The organism is Pseudomonas mosselii (assembly GCF_003205295.1).
GTDB classification, from domain to species: Bacteria; Pseudomonadota; Gammaproteobacteria; order Pseudomonadales; family Pseudomonadaceae; genus Aquipseudomonas; species Aquipseudomonas mosselii_B.
This window is the reverse complement of sequence record NZ_QJRP01000006.1, coordinates 212557-228857: the sequence shown is the minus strand read 5'-3', so window position 1 is coordinate 228857 and position 16301 is coordinate 212557. Positions and strand designations below refer to the sequence as shown.

Annotated in this window: 17 protein-coding genes; 11 read left to right on the top strand and 6 right to left on the bottom strand. The window is 65.5% G+C overall.

The features are described 5' to 3' along the window. Positions 1-135: 135 nt before the first annotated feature. Positions 136-993 carry an SDR family oxidoreductase gene (locus tag DMX06_RS08740; protein ID WP_110736239.1) on the bottom strand — a complete coding sequence of 286 codons (858 nt, stop codon included), beginning with the start codon at positions 991-993 and terminating at the stop codon, positions 136-138. A 192-nt stretch (positions 994-1185) separates the two neighbouring features. On the opposite strand from DMX06_RS08740, the gene exbB reads away from it, so the two are divergent. From exbB to DMX06_RS08710, 6 genes are all read left to right on the top strand, one after another. Beyond that, positions 1186-2172: a tonB-system energizer ExbB gene (gene exbB, locus DMX06_RS08735; RefSeq protein WP_110736237.1), complete on the top strand. Its 987-nt coding sequence runs from the start codon at positions 1186-1188 to the stop codon at positions 2170-2172. 3 nt (positions 2173-2175) lie between these two features. Further along, positions 2176-2604, top strand: coding sequence for a TonB system transport protein ExbD (exbD, locus tag DMX06_RS08730; protein WP_023632733.1), 429 nt, complete (start codon positions 2176-2178; stop codon positions 2602-2604). After that, positions 2601-3335 carry an energy transducer TonB gene (locus tag DMX06_RS08725; RefSeq protein WP_046857596.1) on the top strand — a complete coding sequence of 245 codons (735 nt, stop codon included), beginning with the start codon at positions 2601-2603 and terminating at the stop codon, positions 3333-3335. Before exbD ends, DMX06_RS08725 begins: the two co-directional genes overlap by 4 nt. Positions 3336-3430: 95 nt before the next feature. Then, the gene (locus tag DMX06_RS08720; protein ID WP_050707539.1) at positions 3431-4357 is read left to right on the top strand and encodes a hydrogen peroxide-inducible genes activator; all 927 of its coding nucleotides are present in this window, start codon (positions 3431-3433) and stop codon (positions 4355-4357) included. A gap of 4 nt (positions 4358-4361) precedes the next feature. Further along, the gene (recG, locus tag DMX06_RS08715; protein ID WP_110736236.1) at positions 4362-6440 is read left to right on the top strand and encodes an ATP-dependent DNA helicase RecG; all 2079 of its coding nucleotides are present in this window, start codon (positions 4362-4364) and stop codon (positions 6438-6440) included. Between the two features lie 77 nt (positions 6441-6517). After that, positions 6518-7927 (top strand): aminoacyl-tRNA deacylase and HDOD domain-containing protein, encoded by a 1410-nt coding sequence (locus tag DMX06_RS08710; RefSeq protein ID WP_110736235.1) that lies wholly within the window; start codon positions 6518-6520, stop codon positions 7925-7927. 162 nt (positions 7928-8089) lie between these two features. On the opposite strand, the gene DMX06_RS08705 is transcribed toward DMX06_RS08710, so the two are convergent. From DMX06_RS08705 to DMX06_RS08690, 4 genes are all read right to left on the bottom strand, one after another. Continuing rightward, complete coding sequence (locus DMX06_RS08705) at positions 8090-8464, bottom strand: hypothetical protein (protein WP_050707542.1); 375 nt, start codon at positions 8462-8464, stop codon at positions 8090-8092. A gap of 134 nt (positions 8465-8598) precedes the next feature. Then, entirely contained in the window at positions 8599-8895 is a 297-nt protein-coding gene (locus DMX06_RS08700; protein WP_110736233.1) for an HU family DNA-binding protein, read from the bottom strand. Positions 8896-9083: 188 nt separating this feature from the next. Further along, a complete protein-coding gene (locus DMX06_RS08695) occupies positions 9084-10232 on the bottom strand; it encodes an NAD(P)/FAD-dependent oxidoreductase (RefSeq protein ID WP_110736232.1) in 1149 nt (382 codons plus the stop codon). Positions 10233-10265: 33 nt separating this feature from the next. Further along, positions 10266-10433: a rubredoxin gene (locus DMX06_RS08690; protein ID WP_012312109.1), complete on the bottom strand. Its 168-nt coding sequence runs from the start codon at positions 10431-10433 to the stop codon at positions 10266-10268. Positions 10434-10628: 195 nt separating this feature from the next. On the opposite strand from DMX06_RS08690, the gene DMX06_RS08685 reads away from it, so the two are divergent. Together DMX06_RS08685 and ubiA are read left to right on the top strand one after the other, a co-directional pair. Further along, positions 10629-11186, top strand: a complete 558-nt coding sequence (locus DMX06_RS08685; protein WP_110736316.1) for a chorismate--pyruvate lyase family protein — start codon at positions 10629-10631, stop codon at positions 11184-11186. Then, positions 11186-12076: a 4-hydroxybenzoate octaprenyltransferase gene (ubiA, locus tag DMX06_RS08680; RefSeq protein ID WP_110736230.1), complete on the top strand. Its 891-nt coding sequence runs from the start codon at positions 11186-11188 to the stop codon at positions 12074-12076. Before DMX06_RS08685 ends, ubiA begins: the two co-directional genes overlap by 1 nt. Positions 12077-12179: 103 nt before the next feature. On the opposite strand, the gene DMX06_RS08675 is transcribed toward ubiA, so the two are convergent. Next, the gene (locus DMX06_RS08675; RefSeq protein ID WP_110736228.1) at positions 12180-12551 is read right to left on the bottom strand and encodes a COG4315 family predicted lipoprotein; all 372 of its coding nucleotides are present in this window, start codon (positions 12549-12551) and stop codon (positions 12180-12182) included. Positions 12552-12725: 174 nt separating this feature from the next. On the opposite strand from DMX06_RS08675, the gene phoB reads away from it, so the two are divergent. From phoB to DMX06_RS08660, 3 genes are all read left to right on the top strand, one after another. Beyond that, positions 12726-13415 (top strand): phosphate regulon transcriptional regulator PhoB, encoded by a 690-nt coding sequence (gene phoB, locus DMX06_RS08670; RefSeq protein WP_003253341.1) that lies wholly within the window; start codon positions 12726-12728, stop codon positions 13413-13415. A gap of 72 nt (positions 13416-13487) precedes the next feature. Then, a complete protein-coding gene (gene phoR, locus DMX06_RS08665; RefSeq protein WP_258378816.1) occupies positions 13488-14759 on the top strand; it encodes a phosphate regulon sensor histidine kinase PhoR in 1272 nt (423 codons plus the stop codon). 184 nt (positions 14760-14943) lie between these two features. After that, the gene (locus DMX06_RS08660) at positions 14944-16284 is read left to right on the top strand and encodes a hemolysin family protein (RefSeq protein WP_110736224.1); all 1341 of its coding nucleotides are present in this window, start codon (positions 14944-14946) and stop codon (positions 16282-16284) included. Positions 16285-16301 lie beyond the last annotated feature (17 nt).

Sequence of the window (16301 nt, the reverse complement as noted above, 5' to 3'; positions counted from 1 at the left end):
CCAGAGACTGCAGGGGGCGCTTTGCGCCCCTTTCGCGACACAAGGCCGCTCCCACAGGTAATGCACACCCCTTGTGGGAGCGGCCTTGTGTCGCGAAAGGGTTGCGAAGCAGCCCCAGGGTCGATAAGCAGCGCTTTAGCTACGCCCCTGCAGAATCGCCGCATAGCCTTCTTTATAGCTCGGATACATCGGCACCCACCCCAACGCCCGCGCCCGCGCATTGCTGCAACGCTTGCTGCCGGTACGCCGTACCCGCTGCTCATCCGACCACTGGGTAACGCCCAGGTACTCGCGCAGCCAGGCCACCACCTCGGCCAGCGGCGCCGGATCGTCATCGACACCGATATAGCAGTCGTCCAGCGCAACGCCCCGGGCATCGGCCCGCAGCAGGTGCGCCATCAGCCCGGCGGCATCCTCGGCATGGATGCGATTGCCGTACAACGGCGGCTCCTCGGCCACGCGATAACCCTGGCGCACCTGGCTCAGCAACCACTCGCGCCCCGGGCCATAGATGCCGGTCAAGCGCACGATCGTCGCGGGAATACCGCTGTCCAGCGCCAGCCGCTCGGCCTCGAGCATCACCTTGCCGGAATAGCCCTCGGGCTGCGTGGCTGCCGCTTCGGCAATCCACTCACCGTCCTGCTGCGCATACACGCTGCTACTGGACACGAACACCAGGCGTCGCGGCCGCTGCCCTTTCGCCGCCAGCCATCCCAGTACATGGCGCAAACCTTCGACGTAGGCCGCCTGGTAGCCGGCTTCATCGTGCTGGTTGGCCGCCACGCAATACACCAGGTAATCAGGTCCCTGCTCAGGCCAGGCGCTCGGCATCTGCGACTCGGACAGATCGGCGGCGATCGGCCGAACCCCGTCGGGCAGCTGATCGACCGAGCGCCGCAAGCCGCTGACCTGCCAGCCTTGAGCAAGCAGCTGGCGGGCCAGGCGGCTGCCCACATCACCGCAACCCACGATCAAAGCTGAAACGTCTGACATACCAAACCTCCTAATGCGAAAGGCACAGGCTATCGGGTTAGCGCGATAAACGGCTATACCAAGGTCAAAAAAAGCAACAGTATTACTTTTGTTAACAAGAATTACTTGCAATAATGGCGACCCTGTCTGTTCTCGGCCTGCATCGAGGCCTTGAAGAACTCAACCCATTTCTCTTCATCAGGTCCGGCCAGCATGACACGTACTCAACCTTCCGCTTCGCCAACCCCGTCGCGCGCCTGGCGCGCCATTGCCGCGCTGATGTTCAGCCTGGTACTGGCCCCGGCAGCCATGGCCGATGAGCCTGTCGCCGCTACCCCGGCACCCGCCGCGGCCGCCGCCCCAGCCACGCCTGCCGCCGAAGGCCAGGCGCCGGTTGCCGCGCCAATCGCCGCGCCTGCTGACGCGAATGCTCCGGTGGAAGGTCAGGCTCCGGCGGACGAGAACGTGCAGGCGATGGTCGAAGACACCTCGCTGGGCATGGCCCACGACCTGTCCCCATGGGGCATGTACAAGAACGCCGACGTGGTGGTGAAGGCCGTGATGATCGGCCTGGCCATCGCCTCGATCATCACTTGGACCATCTGGATCGCCAAGGGCTTCGAGCTGATGGGCGCCAAGCGCCGCCTGCGTGGCGAGATCGCCGCCCTGAAGCGCTCGGTGAGCCTGAAAGAGGCCAGCGAAGTGTCGAACAAGGAAGGCACCCTGGCCCACACCTTGGTGCATGACGCCCTCGAAGAGATGCGCCTGTCGGCCAACGCCCGCGAGAAGGAAGGCATCAAGGAACGCGTCAGCTTCCGTCTGGAGCGCCTGGTGGCAGCCAGCGGCCGGACCATGAGCAGTGGTACCGGCGTACTGGCCACCATCGGTTCCACCGCACCGTTCGTCGGTCTGTTCGGCACCGTGTGGGGCATCATGAACAGCTTCATCGGCATCGCCAAGACCCAGACCACCAACCTCGCCGTGGTCGCCCCAGGCATCGCCGAGGCGCTGCTGGCCACCGCCCTTGGCCTGGTCGCCGCGATCCCGGCCGTGGTCATCTACAACGTCTTCGCTCGCTCCATCGCCGGCTACAAGGCACAGGTGTCCGACGCCTCCGCCCAGGTGCTGCTGCTGGTCAGCCGCGACCTGGACCATCAGGGTGGCGAGCGCGCCGCCCCGCACATGGTGAAAGTGGGGTAAGCCATGGGCCTGCATCTCAACGAAGGTGGCGACGACCTCGCCGAGAACCACGAAATCAACGTCACGCCGTTCATCGACGTGATGCTGGTGCTGCTGATCATCTTCATGGTCGCGGCGCCCCTGGCCACGGTCGACATCAAGGTCGACCTGCCCGCCTCGACCGCGAAGCCCGCGCCGAGGCCCGAGAAGCCGGTGTTCGTCAGCGTCAAGGCCGACAAGAAGCTCTACCTCGGCGACGACGAGGTGGCCCAGCGCGACCAGCTTGGCGCCATGCTCGACGCCAAGACCAAGGGCGACAAGGAAACCACCATCTTCTTCCAGGCTGACAAGGGCGTCGATTACGGCGACCTGATGGAAGTGATGAACACCATGCGTGCCGCCGGCTACCTCAAGGTCGGCCTGGTCGGACTCGAGACGGCAGCCAAGAAATGACGAAAACGCGCTCAAACATGGCGCGCTACGGTGGCAGCCTGGCGATCGTGCTGGGTGTGCACGCGGTCGCCGTGCTGCTGACGCTCAACTGGTCGGTGCCCCAGGCCCTCGAGTTGCCGCCGGCAGCGATGATGGTCGAGCTGGCACCGCTGCCCGAGCCCGCGCCGCCGCCACCGCCCAAGGCCGCCCCGAAACCGCCGACGCCGATCGAGGAGCCGCCGCTGCCCAAGCTGGCAGAGGCGCCTAAGCCGAAGATCGCCATTCCCAAGCCGCCCAAGCCCAAGGCCAAGCCACAGCCGCCCAAGCCCGAGAAGAAGCTTGAGCCGCCGAAGGACGAACCACCGGCCAAGGACGACGTCGCGGACACGCCGCCGAGCAACACGCCACCGCAGAAGTCGGCGGCGCCGCAGCCGAGCATCGCGTCCAACAGCAACGCCCTGCCGAGCTGGCAGAGCGACCTGCTGCGCCACCTGGCCAAGTACAAGAAGTACCCCGAGGACGCTCGCCGTCGTGGGCTGCAGGGCATCAACCGCCTGCGCTTCGTGGTCGATGCCGAAGGCAAGGTGGTCTCGTACACGCTGGCCGGCGGTTCAGGCAGCGCTGCGCTGGACCGGGCCACGCTGGAGATGATCCGCCGTGCCGGCACGGTGCCCAAGCCTCCGGCGGAGTTGCTGAACAATGGCACGATCGAAGTCGTCGCGCCGTTCGTCTACTCGCTGGACCGACGCTGACGTTTTTTGTTTCTGTCACAAAACGGCAAGTCTGATAACGTGCGTCTATCGATTGCAGCCGCTATGCTGGGGCCGCAACTTCATGGACGCACGTTATGACCCTCACCGAACTTCGCTACATCGTCACCCTCGCGCAAGAGCAGCACTTCGGCCACGCAGCCGAGCGTTGCCACGTCAGCCAGCCGACCCTGTCGGTGGGCGTGAAGAAGCTCGAGGACGAACTCGGCGTGCTGATCTTCGAGCGCAGTAAGAGCGCGGTGCGTCTCACGCCGGTCGGCGAGAGCATCGTCGCCCAGGCGCAGAAGGTACTGGAGCAGGCCCAGGGCATCCGCGAGCTGGCACAGGCCGGCAAGAACCAGCTGACCGCGCCACTCAAGGTAGGCGCCATCTACACCGTCGGCCCCTACCTGTTCCCGCATCTGATCCCGCAACTGCACCGCGTGGCGCCGCAGATGCCGCTGTACATCGAAGAGAACTTCACCCATGTGCTGCGCGAGAAGCTGCGCAACGGCGAACTGGACGCGGTGATCATCGCCCTGCCGTTCAACGAGGCCGACGTGTTGACCCTGCCGCTGTACGATGAGCCGTTCTGCGCCTTGATGCCGGCCGACCACCCATGGACCGCCAAGGACACCATCGACACCGCCATGCTCAACGACAAGAGCCTGCTGCTGCTTGGCGAGGGCCACTGCTTCCGCGACCAGGTGCTCGAGGCCTGCCCGACACTGAACAAGGGTGGCGAAGGCGCCAAGCACACCACGGTCGAGTCCAGCTCGCTGGAAACCATCCGCCACATGGTCGCCTCGGGCCTGGGCGTCTCGATCCTGCCGCTGTCGGCGGTGCACAGCCACCATTACGCGCCGGGCGTCATCGAAGTCCGTCCGCTGACCGCGCCCGCACCGTTCCGCACCGTGGCCATCGCCTGGCGCGCCAGCTTCCCGCGGCCGAAGGCCATCGAGATCCTCGCCGACTCGATCCGCCTCTGCTCGGTGGCCAAGCCGCCGGTGGAACAACCGGCCTGACCCCATGACCGAGCTGTCGAACGTCCCGGTAACCACGCTCAAGGGTGTTGGTGAAGCCATGGCAGAGAAACTCGCCAAGGTCGGCCTGGAGAACCTGCAGGACCTGCTGTTCCACCTGCCGTTGCGCTACCAGGACCGCACCCGCGTGGTGCCCATCGGCCAGCTGCGTCCAGGCCAGGACGCGGTGATCGAGGGCGTGGTCAGCGGGGCCGACGTGACCATGGGCAAGCGCCGCAGCCTGGTGGTGCGCCTGGGCGACGGCAGTGGCACGCTGAGCCTGCGTTTCTACCATTTCAGCAATGCGCAGAAGGAGGGCCTCAAGCGTGGCACCCACCTGCGTTGCTATGGCGAAGCCCGTCCCGGCGCCTCGGGGCTGGAGATCTACCACCCGGAGTACCGGGCGCTGAACGGCGACGAAGCACCGCCGCCGGTCGAACAGACGCTGACGCCGATCTACCCGACCACCGAAGGCCTGACCCAGCAGCGCCTGCGCCTGCTGTGCCAGCAGAGCCTGGGTCTGCTCGGCCCGCGCAGCCTGCCCGACTGGCTGCCCGACCAGCTGGCCCGCGACTATCAATTGGCGCCGCTCAGCGACGCCATCCGCTACCTGCACAATCCGCCGGCCGACGCCGACCTCGAGGAGCTCGCCGAAGGGCATCACTGGGCCCAGCACCGCCTGGCCTTCGAGGAGCTGCTTACCCACCAGCTCTCGCAGCAACGCCTGCGCGAGAGCCTACGCAGCCTGCGGGCGCCTGTGCTGCCCAAGGCCAGCCGCCTGCCAGCCCAGTATCTGGCCAACCTCGGTTTCAACCCGACTGGCGCCCAGCAGCGCGTCGGCAACGAGATCGCCTACGACCTCAGCCAGGCGGAGCCGATGATGCGCCTGGTGCAGGGCGACGTCGGCGCCGGCAAGACCGTGGTCGCCGCCCTGGCGGCGCTGCAGGCCCTGGAGGCCGGCTACCAGGTAGCGCTGATGGCGCCCACCGAGATCCTCGCCGAACAGCATTTCATCACCTTCAAGCGCTGGCTCGAGCCGCTGGGCATCGAGGTCGCCTGGCTGGCCGGCAAGCTCAAGGGCAAGGCCCGCGCCAGCGCCCTGGAGCAGATCGCCAATGGCGCGCCCATGGTGGTCGGCACCCACGCCCTGTTCCAGGATGAGGTGCAGTTCAAGCACTTGGCCTTGGCGATCATCGACGAACAGCACCGTTTTGGCGTGCAGCAGCGCCTTGCCCTGCGCAAGAAGGGCGTAATGGGCCAGCTGTGCCCGCACCAGCTGATCATGACCGCCACGCCAATCCCGCGTACCCTGGCCATGAGCGCCTATGCCGACCTGGACACCTCGATCCTCGACGAGCTGCCGCCCGGGCGCACCCCGGTGAACACCGTGCTGGTCGCCGACAGCCGTCGCTTCGAGGTGGTCGAGCGGGTCCGCGCCGCCTGCGCCGAAGGCCGCCAGGCCTATTGGGTGTGCACCCTGATCGAAGAGTCCGAGGAACTCACCTGCCAGGCCGCCGAGAGCACCTTCGAGGAGCTGGGCAGCGCCCTGGGCGAGCTGCGCGTGGGCCTGATCCACGGGCGCATGAAGCCCGCGGAAAAGGCCGCGGTGATGGCCGAGTTCAAGGCCGGCGACCTGCAACTGCTGGTGGCCACCACGGTGATCGAGGTCGGCGTCGACGTGCCCAATGCCAGCCTGATGATCATCGAGAACCCCGAGCGCCTGGGCCTGGCCCAGCTGCACCAGTTGCGCGGGCGGGTCGGGCGGGGCAGCGCGGTGAGCCATTGCGTGCTGCTCTACCACCCGCCGCTGTCGCAGATCGGCCGCGAGCGCCTGGGCATCATGCGGGAAACCAACGACGGATTCGTCATAGCAGAGAAGGACCTGGAGTTGCGTGGCCCCGGCGAGATGCTCGGGACCCGCCAGACCGGCCTGCTACAGTTCAAGGTCGCCGACCTGATGCGCGATGCCGACCTGTTGCCGGCCGTGCGTGATGCCGCCCAGGCCCTGCTGGCACGCTGGCCCGACCACGTTAGCCCGCTACTCGACCGCTGGTTGCGCCACGGCCAACAATATGGCCAGGTGTGACGCCCGTCCCATAATGGATCCAGCTTGGCGGCCAGGCTGGTTATACTTCGCGTTTACAGAATGATTGGATACAGGCCATGACTGAAGTTGCCCTGGATACCGCAACCCTACACGCACCGTCTGTCATCCGGCTGTTGCTCGACAAGCTCGGCGTCAGCTTCCGCGAGGTGCCCGAGCACCCGGGGCTGCCGGCCGCCTCGCGGGTGCAGGCCGTGCTGCTCGATGACGAGATCGGTGCCTTGATGGTGCTGTTCCCGCAAAGCCAGTTGCTGGACCTCAAGCGCCTCGAGGAACTGACCGGTCGCAAGCTCAAGGCCGTGCCGCTGGAGCGCCTGAAGCAGATGCTCGACAAGCATCACCTCAAGGCCCTGCCGGCGATTCCCGCCCTGACCAGCTCGCCGTGCCAGTACGAAAAGAGCCTGCTCGACAACGAGACGCTGCTGATCCAGTCCGGCGAAGCCGGCCTGCTCCTGGAAATCGGCAGGACGGCCTTCAAGAAGATGCTGTTCAAGGCCAGCGCCAGCACCTTCGGCCAGCAGATCAGCGATATTCGCCTGAGTTTCGATCAGTTGGATGGCCCTCCCAAGGAAGTCATCCGCGCCGTCCAGGCCTTCACCGCCCGTCGCATCCAGCAACGCCTGGAACAGACCATCGAGATTCCGCCGCTGGCCGACACCGCGCAGAAGATCATCAAGCTGCGCGTCGACCCCAATGCCAGCATCGACGACATCACCGGCGTGGTGGAGACCGACCCAGCCCTGGCCGCGCAGGTGGTCAGCTGGGCTGCCTCCCCGTACTACGCCTCGCCCGGCAAGATTCGCTCGGTGGAGGACGCCATCGTCCGCGTGCTGGGCTTCGACCTGGTGATAAACCTGGCCCTGGGCCTGGCGCTGGGCAAGACCCTGAGCCTGCCCAAGGACCACCCACAACAGGCCACGCCATACTGGCAGCAGTCGATCTACACCGCCGCGGTGATCGAGGGCCTGACCCGGGCCATGCCACGCGCCGAGCGCCCGGAAGCGGGCCTGACCTACCTGGCCGGCCTGCTGCACAACTTCGGCTATCTGCTGCTGGCCCACGTCTTCCCGCCGCACTTCTCGCTGATCTGCCGTCACCTGGAGGTCAACCCGCACCTGTGCCACAGCTATGTGGAACAACACCTGCTGGGGATCAGCCGTGAACAGATCGGTGCCTGGCTGATGAAGCTGTGGGACATGCCCGATGAGCTGTCCACAGCCCTGCGTTTCCAGCACGATCCGGCGTACGACGGCGATTATGCGGCGTTCCCAAACCTGGTGTGCCTGGCGACGCGCCTGCTGCGCGCCCGGGGAATCGGCTCGGGGCCAAGGGACGAGATCCCGGATGCCCTGCTCGAGCGCCTGGGGCTGACCCGGGAGAAGGCCGAAGAGGTGGTGAACAAGGTCCTGGAGGCTGAGGCCCTGCTGCGCGAGCTGGCGTCGCAGTTCCACGCGCCGCATTCGCATTAAGATCACCCTGTAGGAGCGGCCTTGCGTCGCGAAAGGGGCGCGCAGCGGCCCCAGATTCCGAGCCACCATCGAAATTGCTGGGGCTGCTGCGCAGCCCTTTCGCGACGCAAGGCCGCTCCCACAAGGGCACAGCTCCCTGCGGGTATCGCCTGCGCCTGGGGCTCAGGCCTTCTTCTTCGGCTTCAGGTACTTCATCAAGCCCTGGAACCAGATCACCAGCGCCGGATTGCCCTTGATCTGGATATTCTTCTCCTGGATCCCCTGCATGAACGCCAGCTGCTTGTTGCCGGCCTGCAGCGTGGCAAAGCCGTAGGCGGCGTCCTTGAAGGCGATGGCGAATGCCGGCTGCGGGTGCAGGCCGCCCTTGCTGCTGATGCGCAGGTCCTTGACGATGAAGTGCCGGGCGACCTTGCCGTCGAGCGTCTGCATCTGGAAGACCAGGTCCTTGTCCTGCAGCTGCTGCTGGAACGCCGGGTTGTTGCGGCTGGCCTTGGCCATCAGCAAACCCATGGCCCAGAGAAGAAAGCGAAACTTCATCAACACGCCTCGAATGAAAAGTGACTGAGTCGCGCAGTTTATCCGTTTCTCGCCCCGTTGATGCAAGTTCGCCGCATTTGCTTACCAGAAACGCAACGGGCGCCTCCAGGCGCCCGTCTGGTGAGCCTGTTCGGTCACTTTTTCTTGGCAGGTTTGGCCGGGACGTTGACGCTGTCGCGCAGGTTCTTGCCTGGTCTGAAAGCGACGGTGTTGCTGGCCTTGATCTTCACCGGCTCGCCCGTCTGCGGGTTCTTGCCGGTGCGGGCGCCACGGTGGCGTTTTTCGAAGGTGCCGAAACCGACCAGGGTCACGGTGTCCTCGTCGAGCGCACCGGTGATGCTATCGAGAATCGCGTTCAGGACAATATTGGCCTTTTCCTTGGTCAGATCGGCCTTTTCGGCGATGACGGCGGCGAGTTCTGGTTTACGCATAGTGAAGCCTCTTTGACGGGATTTCTTGTTGTTATGCCGTGCTGCCGAAGGGAGCAGCGCTCAAGGCACCGCAGGCTCTAGTCTGCGGCAGACGCCAGTGAGGATGGCACGCCGACCGGGGCCGCGCCAGTATCTGGGCGGCCATTGTCGCGGCAAGAACAGGATAATTCCGACAGAACGCCCGCTATTTACGCCATCAAAGGCGGCAGCTGGCGATTCAGCGCCAGTTTCTCCATGACCGCGCCGCCGGTCAGTGCGTAGCCCAGCAGCTGGCCATCGGCGCCATGGCAGAGCACTTTAAGGTCGGCGCCGCTGCCTTCCACCACCCAGGTGCCTTCGTGACCGGGCGGCACCGGGGACACCACCAACGGGCAGGCCGGGGTCTTCACGGTGACCGGCATCGGGCCGTAGGCCACTGCGGTCGGGTTGCCGGCCAGGGTCTGGGCCAAGGCGCGGGCGCAGGTCATCAGCGGCATGACGTACAGCAGGTTGATGCCATCGACCTCGGCGCAATCGCCCAGGGCGTGGATGTTGGCGTGGGAGGTGCGCAGTTGGCGGTCCACCACCACCCCACGGTTGACCTGCAACCCAGCCGCCGCCGCCAAGTCGGTACGCGGACGCAGGCCGATGGCCGACACCACCAGGTCGCAGGGAATCACGCTGCCATCGGACAAGTGCGCCTCGAGCGCCTCACCTGCCCGTAGCAGGCGGGTCAGCACCGGGCCGAGGTGAAAGCGCACCCCCAGCCCTTCCAGACCTGCCTGCACGGCTGCGGCGGCGGCCGGATGCAGCAAGGTCGGCATCACCTGCTCGCACGGGGCGACGACCTCGCACTGCAGGCCGCCCAGGCTGAGGTCGTTGGCGAATTCGCAGCCGATCAGGCCGGCACCGAGGATCAGCACACGCTGCTTGCCCGCGGCGGCGACGCGAAACCGCGCGTAGTCCTCAAGGTCGTTGATCGGGAAGATCAGCTCGCCCGCATCGCCTTCGACCGGCACCTGCACGGTCTGCGCGCCCCAAGCCAGCACCAGGTCGCGGTACTCCACCGCTTCCTCGCCGATCCACAGGCGCTTGTGGCCCGGGTCGATGCCGCTGATGCGGGTATGGGTGCGAATCTCGGCCTTGAGCTGCTCGGCCATGGCACCCGGTTCGGCCATGCACAGGCCGTCGGCATCCTTCTGCTTGGCGAAGCCGGTTGACAGCATGGGCTTGGAGTAGGAGCGACCGTCGTCGGCGGTGATCAGCAACAGCGGCGTGTCGCCGTCGAGCTTGCGAAACTCTCGCGCCAGGTTGTAGCCGGCAAGGCCGGTTCCGATGATCACTACGGGGGACGTCATGTCGTGCATTCCTTCTTCAAGCCAGGGTTGTGATCAGCCGATGGCGATCATTTCGAAATCACTCTTGCCCACGCCGCAGTCGGGGCACAGCCAGTCTTGCGGTACGTCCTCCCAGCGGGTGCCGGGGGCGATGCCGTCGTCCGGCCAGCCTTGGGCCTCGTCGTAGATCAGGCCGCAGACAATACATTGCCACTTCTTCATTTACTGCTGTTCCTCGGTCAGGCTTTAAGGGTGCGTTGCAGCTGACGGCCTCGGCGCGGAGCAAGCCTGCCCCCGCAAGGAGACCACCGTGCAATCTCTGGTCGGCTTTTGTACTGGCCCTGCTGGCAGTATGCAAGCCACGATGGCAATCATGCTAAGCTCGCCGCCTCTCTGGCCTGTATCAAGCATACCGACGTGCCGTACGAAACCCCGCAAGCAGCCGCTGTCGCGTGGCTGGCGTATCCGCAGCTGGCGAGCACCCTCGACCAGCCGACCCTGGGCTGGCTGTTCGACGAAGGCTCCCTGACCCGTCGCCTGACCCGTCTCTCCCGCGATCACTTCAGTGTCACGCCCCTGTTCGAGGGCTGGCAGCCCCTGCGCGACGACGAATGCGCCGCATTGGGCCTGGCGCCTGGCGCGCAGGGCTGGGTGCGCGAGGTCTACCTGCGCGGCCACGGCCATCCGTGGGTATTCGCCCGCAGCGTGGCCAGCCGCACGGCGCTGGAGCGCGGCGGGCTGGACCTGGAGACCCTGGGCAGCCGCTCGCTGGGCGAACTGCTGTTCTGTGACCAGGCATTCGTCCGCCACCCTATCGAAGTGTGCAGTTATCCACAGGGCTGGCTGCCCGCCGAGGCCGCCAGCGCCGGGTTGTGGGGGCGGCGCTCGCGCTTCGAGCGCGACGGCCTCGACCTGCTGGTGGCCGAAGTATTCCTGCCTGCCCTGTGGCACGTGGCCAAGGAGGAGAACCGCTGATGTACCTGCAACTGCTCAAGTCACTCAACCGCCTGCATCCACGGACCTGGGACTTCATCCAGCTGAGCCGCATGGACCGCCCGATCGGCATCTACCTGCTGCTGTGGCCGACGCTGTCGGCGGTGTGGATCGCCGGCAACGGCTCGCCGACCCTGGCCAACGTGCTGATCTTCGGCCTCGGCGTGGTGCTGATGCGCGCCGCCGGCTGCTGCATCAACGACTTCGCCGACCGCAAGGTGGACGGCCACGTCAAGCGCACCGCCGACCGGCCACTGGCCAGCGGCCGGGTGAAACCCCGCGAAGCGCTGGCGCTGTTCGCCCTGCTGGTGGGAGTGAGCTTCCTGCTGGTGCTGTGCACCAACGCCACCACGGTGTGGCTGTCGTTCGGCGCGGTTGCCCTGGCGTTCTGCTACCCGTTCATGAAGCGCTACACCTACTACCCGCAGGTGGTGCTGGGCGCGGCGTACTCCTGGGGTATCCCCATGGCTTTCACCGCCGCGGGCGGCGAGCTGCCGGCCAGCGCCTGGCTGCTGTACATCGCCAACCTGCTGTGGACGGTGGGCTACGACACCTACTACGCCATGGTGGACCGCGACGACGACCTGAAGATCGGCGTGAAATCCACCGCCATCCTGTTCGGCGAGGCCGACCGGGTAATCATCCTGACCTTGCAGTTGCTGTCGCTGGGCTGCCTGCTGCTGGCGGGCAACCGCTTCGAGCTGGGCGGCTGGTTCCACCTCGGGCTGCTGGCGGCGGCGGTGTGCTTCGCCTGGGAGTTCTGGTCGACGCGCAAGCTGGATCGGGAGTCTTGCTTCAAGGCGTTTCTGCACAACCATTGGGCGGGGTTGCTGATCTTTGGCGGGGTGGTGCTGGATTACGCGTTGCGCTGAACTTCATCGCACCCTGTGGGAGCGGGTTTACCCGCGAATGCGATGGTGCAGCGAAAATCGCATTCGCGGGTAAACCCGCTCCCACAGGGTCAGGTAACAACCTTCAGGGCTTGGCGATATGCCAGACGTCCTTCATGCCATCACCGGTGGTCTCCCCGGCCTGCTTGTCCTTGACGAAGGTGTACAGCGGCTTGCCGTCATAGGCCCACTGCATCGAGCCATCGTCGCGGGTGACGTGGGTCCACTTGTCCTTCGGCGCCTCGTCGTCCTTCTTCACCATCAACGGCGGCCAGTTCTTGGCGCACTCACCGTTGCACATGGACTTGCCGCCGGCATCCTTGTCGAAGGTGTACAGCGTCATGCCGTCATGATCGACCCACATGCCGTCCTTTTCCATGGCGTGATGAGCCGACGCCACCCCCGGCACTGCCAGCGCAGCGCAAAGGGCCATCCAGCTCAGCGTATGTCGTGTCATTGGGATCACCATTGTTTCGGGGGTGGATTGAATGTCCGCACCGCCTTCGCGGCCCCTTGAAGCCTAGTCCAGTCACGCAATGTCGCCAGAATGGCCAACACCCTGTCACACAGCTGCAATAATTCCGTTATCTAATGCGGGCCAAGACACCGTTCCTGGGAGAGGTAATTGAGCATGGTTGGCAGAAACATTCTGATCGTCGACGACGAAGCGCCTATCCGCGAGATGATCGCCGTTGCATTGGAAATGGCCGGCTATGACTGCCTCGAGGCCGAGAACTCGCAACAGGCCCACGCCATCATCGTCGACCGCAAGCCGGACCTGATCCTGCTCGACTGGATGCTGCCGGGCACCTCGGGCATCGAGCTGGCCCGCCGCCTCAAGCGCGACGAACTGACCGGCGACATCCCGATCATCATGCTCACCGCCAAGGGTGAAGAGGACAACAAGATCCAGGGCCTGGAAGTCGGCGCCGACGACTACATCACCAAGCCGTTCTCGCCCCGCGAGCTGGTGGCGCGCCTGAAGGCCGTGCTGCGCCGTACCGGCCCGAGCGACAGCGAGGCGCCGATCGAAGTCGGCGGCCTGCTGCTCGACCCGATCAGCCACCGCGTGACCATCGACGGCAAGCCGGCCGAGATGGGCCCCACCGAATACCGCCTGCTGCAGTTCTTCATGACCCACCAGGAGCGCGCCTACACCCGTGGCCAGCTGCTCGACCAGGTCTGGGGCGGCAACGTCTACGTCGAGGAGCGCACCGTCGACGTGCATATCCGTCGCCTGCGCAAGGCGCTGGGTGAAGCCTATGAAAATCTGGTACAAACCGTCCGCGGCACCGGCTATCGCTTCTCGACCAAGAGCTGATCGAAGCCCAAGCGCCCGCTGTACAAGGACTGTCAATTGAACCAGAACTGGCACGCGACCCTGATTCGCCACATGCTCCTGCTGATCACCGTCTGCCTGATCGGCGGGTTGGTCAGCGGCTACTACGGCTGGAGCCTGGCCATCGGCCTGGCCCTGTACCTGGGCTGGACGTTGAAGCAGCTGCTGCGCCTGCACGACTGGCTGCGCAACCACCAGCCCGACGAAGCGCCCCCCGATGGCTACGGCCTGTGGGGAGAGGTGTTCGACAGCATTTACCACCTGCAACGCCGCGACCAGCGCGTGCGCGGCCGCCTGCAGGCGGTGATCGACCGGGTCCAGGAGTCCACCGCCGCCCTGCGCGACGCGGTGATCATGCTCGACAGCGAAGGCAACCTGGAGTGGTGGAACCGCGCCGCCGAGACCCTGCTGGGCTTCAAGACCCCGCAGGACGGCGGCCAGCCGGTGACCAACCTGGTGCGCCACCCGCGCTTCAAGGAGTACTTCGAGTCGGACAACTATGCCGAGCCGCTGGAGATCCCCTCGCCGATCAACGACCGCCTGCGCGTGCAACTGCACCTGACCCGCTACGGCAACAACGAACACCTGATGCTGGTACGCGATGTGACCCGCATCCACCAGTTGGAACAGATGCGCAAGGACTTCGTCGCCAACGTTTCCCACGAGCTGCGCACGCCGCTGACAGTGATCACCGGCTACCTGGAGACGCTGCTGGACAACGTCGAGGACGTGAACCCACGCTGGAGCCGCGCCCTGCAGCAGATGAGCGCGCAAGGCTCGCGCATGCAGACCCTGCTCAACGACCTGCTGCTGCTGGCCAAGCTGGAGGCCACCGACTACCCCTCCGACAACCAGCCAGTGCTGGTCGACACCCTGCTCGGCGCCATCAAGAACGACGCCCAGGCCCTGTCCGGACCGCGCAACCAGCGCATCAGCCTGGAGGCGGCTCCTGGCATTCGTCTCAAGGGCAGTGAATCGGAGCTGCGCAGCGCGTTCTCCAACCTGGTGTTCAACGCGGTCAAGTACACCCAGGACGAAGGCAATATCCGCATCCGCTGGTGGGCCGACGAACAGGGCGCGCACCTGAGCGTGCAGGATTCGGGAGTGGGGATCGAAGCCAAGCACCTGCCACGCCTGACCGAACGCTTCTACCGGGTCGACTCCAGCCGCGCATCCAATACCGGCGGCACGGGGCTGGGGCTTGCCATCGTCAAGCATGTACTGATGCGCCATCGCGCACGCCTGGAAATCAGCAGCGTGCCGGGGCATGGCAGCACCTTTACCTGCCACTTCGCACCGGCGCAATTGGTGTCAAGCAAAGCCTGAATCATCGCGGGGCAAGCCCGCTCCCACGCGTTACCTCAGCGATCGTGGGAGCGGGCTTACCCCGCGATGGGACGCCTCCCCTTTGCTTTTGCGGCTCCAGCCGCTACATTGGATCCCCCGTGCCAGCCATCGCTGGCACTTTTTTTCTCTTCAATTCAAAGACGGACCCCGTAAAAACTCCATCATGGACCCTTCCCCTGGTATCAGCCTCACCTCGTTATTCGCCGATTTCGGCATGATTCTCTTCGCCCTGTTCCTGGTGCTGCTCAACGGCTTCTTCGTTGCCGCCGAGTTCGCCATGGTCAAGCTGCGTTCCACCCGGGTCGAATCCATCGCCGAGCTGCACGGCTGGCGTGGCAGCATCCTGCGCAAGGTGCACAACCAGCTCGACGCCTACCTGTCGGCCTGCCAACTGGGCATCACCCTCGCCTCCCTGGGCCTGGGCTGGGTCGGCGAGCCGGCGTTCGCCCACCTGCTCGAGCCGCTGCTGGCCGCCGTGGGCGTGGACAGCCCCGAGCTGATCAAGGCGATCTCGTTCTTCGTCGCCTTCTTCGTGATCTCCTACCTGCACATCGTGGTCGGCGAGCTGGCACCGAAGTCGTGGGCGATCCGCAAGCCCGAGCTGCTGTCGCTGTGGACTGCCGTGCCGCTTTACCTGTTCTACTGGGCAATGTACCCGGCCATCTACCTGCTCAACGCCAGCGCCAACACCATCCTGCGCTTCGCAGGCCAAGGTGAGCCCGGGCCGCACCACGAGCACCACTACAGCCGCGAGGAGCTCAAGCTGATCCTGCACTCCAGCCGCGGCCAGGATCCGAGCGACCAGGGCATGCGCGTGCTGGCCTCGGCCGTGGAGATGGGCGAGCTGGAGGTGGTCGACTGGGCCAACTCCCGCGAGGACATGGTCAGCATCGACGCCCATGCGCCCCTGAAGGAAATCCTCGCCCTGCTACGCCGCCACAAGTTCAGCCGCTATCCGCTGTATGACGCCGAGCGCGAGGAGTTCACCGGTCTGCTGCACATCAAGGACCTGCTGCTGGAGCTGGCCGAGCGGGACCACCTGCCCGAGACCATCGACCTTGAAGACCTCGCCCGCCCGCTGGAGCGCGTGTCGCGGCACATGCCGCTGTCCCAGTTGCTGGAGCAGTTCCGCAAGGGCGGCGCGCACTTCGTGCTGGTGGAGGAAGCCGATGGCAAGGTGATCGGCTACCTGACCATGGAAGACGTGCTGGAAGTGCTGGTCGGCGATATCCAGGACGAACACCGCAAGACCGAGCGCGGCATCCTCGCCTACCAGCCGGGCAAGCTGCTGGTACGTGGTGATACGCCGCTGTTCAAGGTCGAGCGCCTGCTGGGCGTCGACCTCGATCACATCGAGGCGGAAACCCTGGCCGGCCTGGTCTACGAGACCCTCAAGCGCGTGCCCGAGGAAGAGGAAGTGCTGGAGGTCGACGGCCTGCGCATCATCATCAAGAAGATGAAAGGGCCGAAGATCGTGCTGGCCAAGGTGCTCAAGCTCGATTGATATCCCTGGGGCTGCTT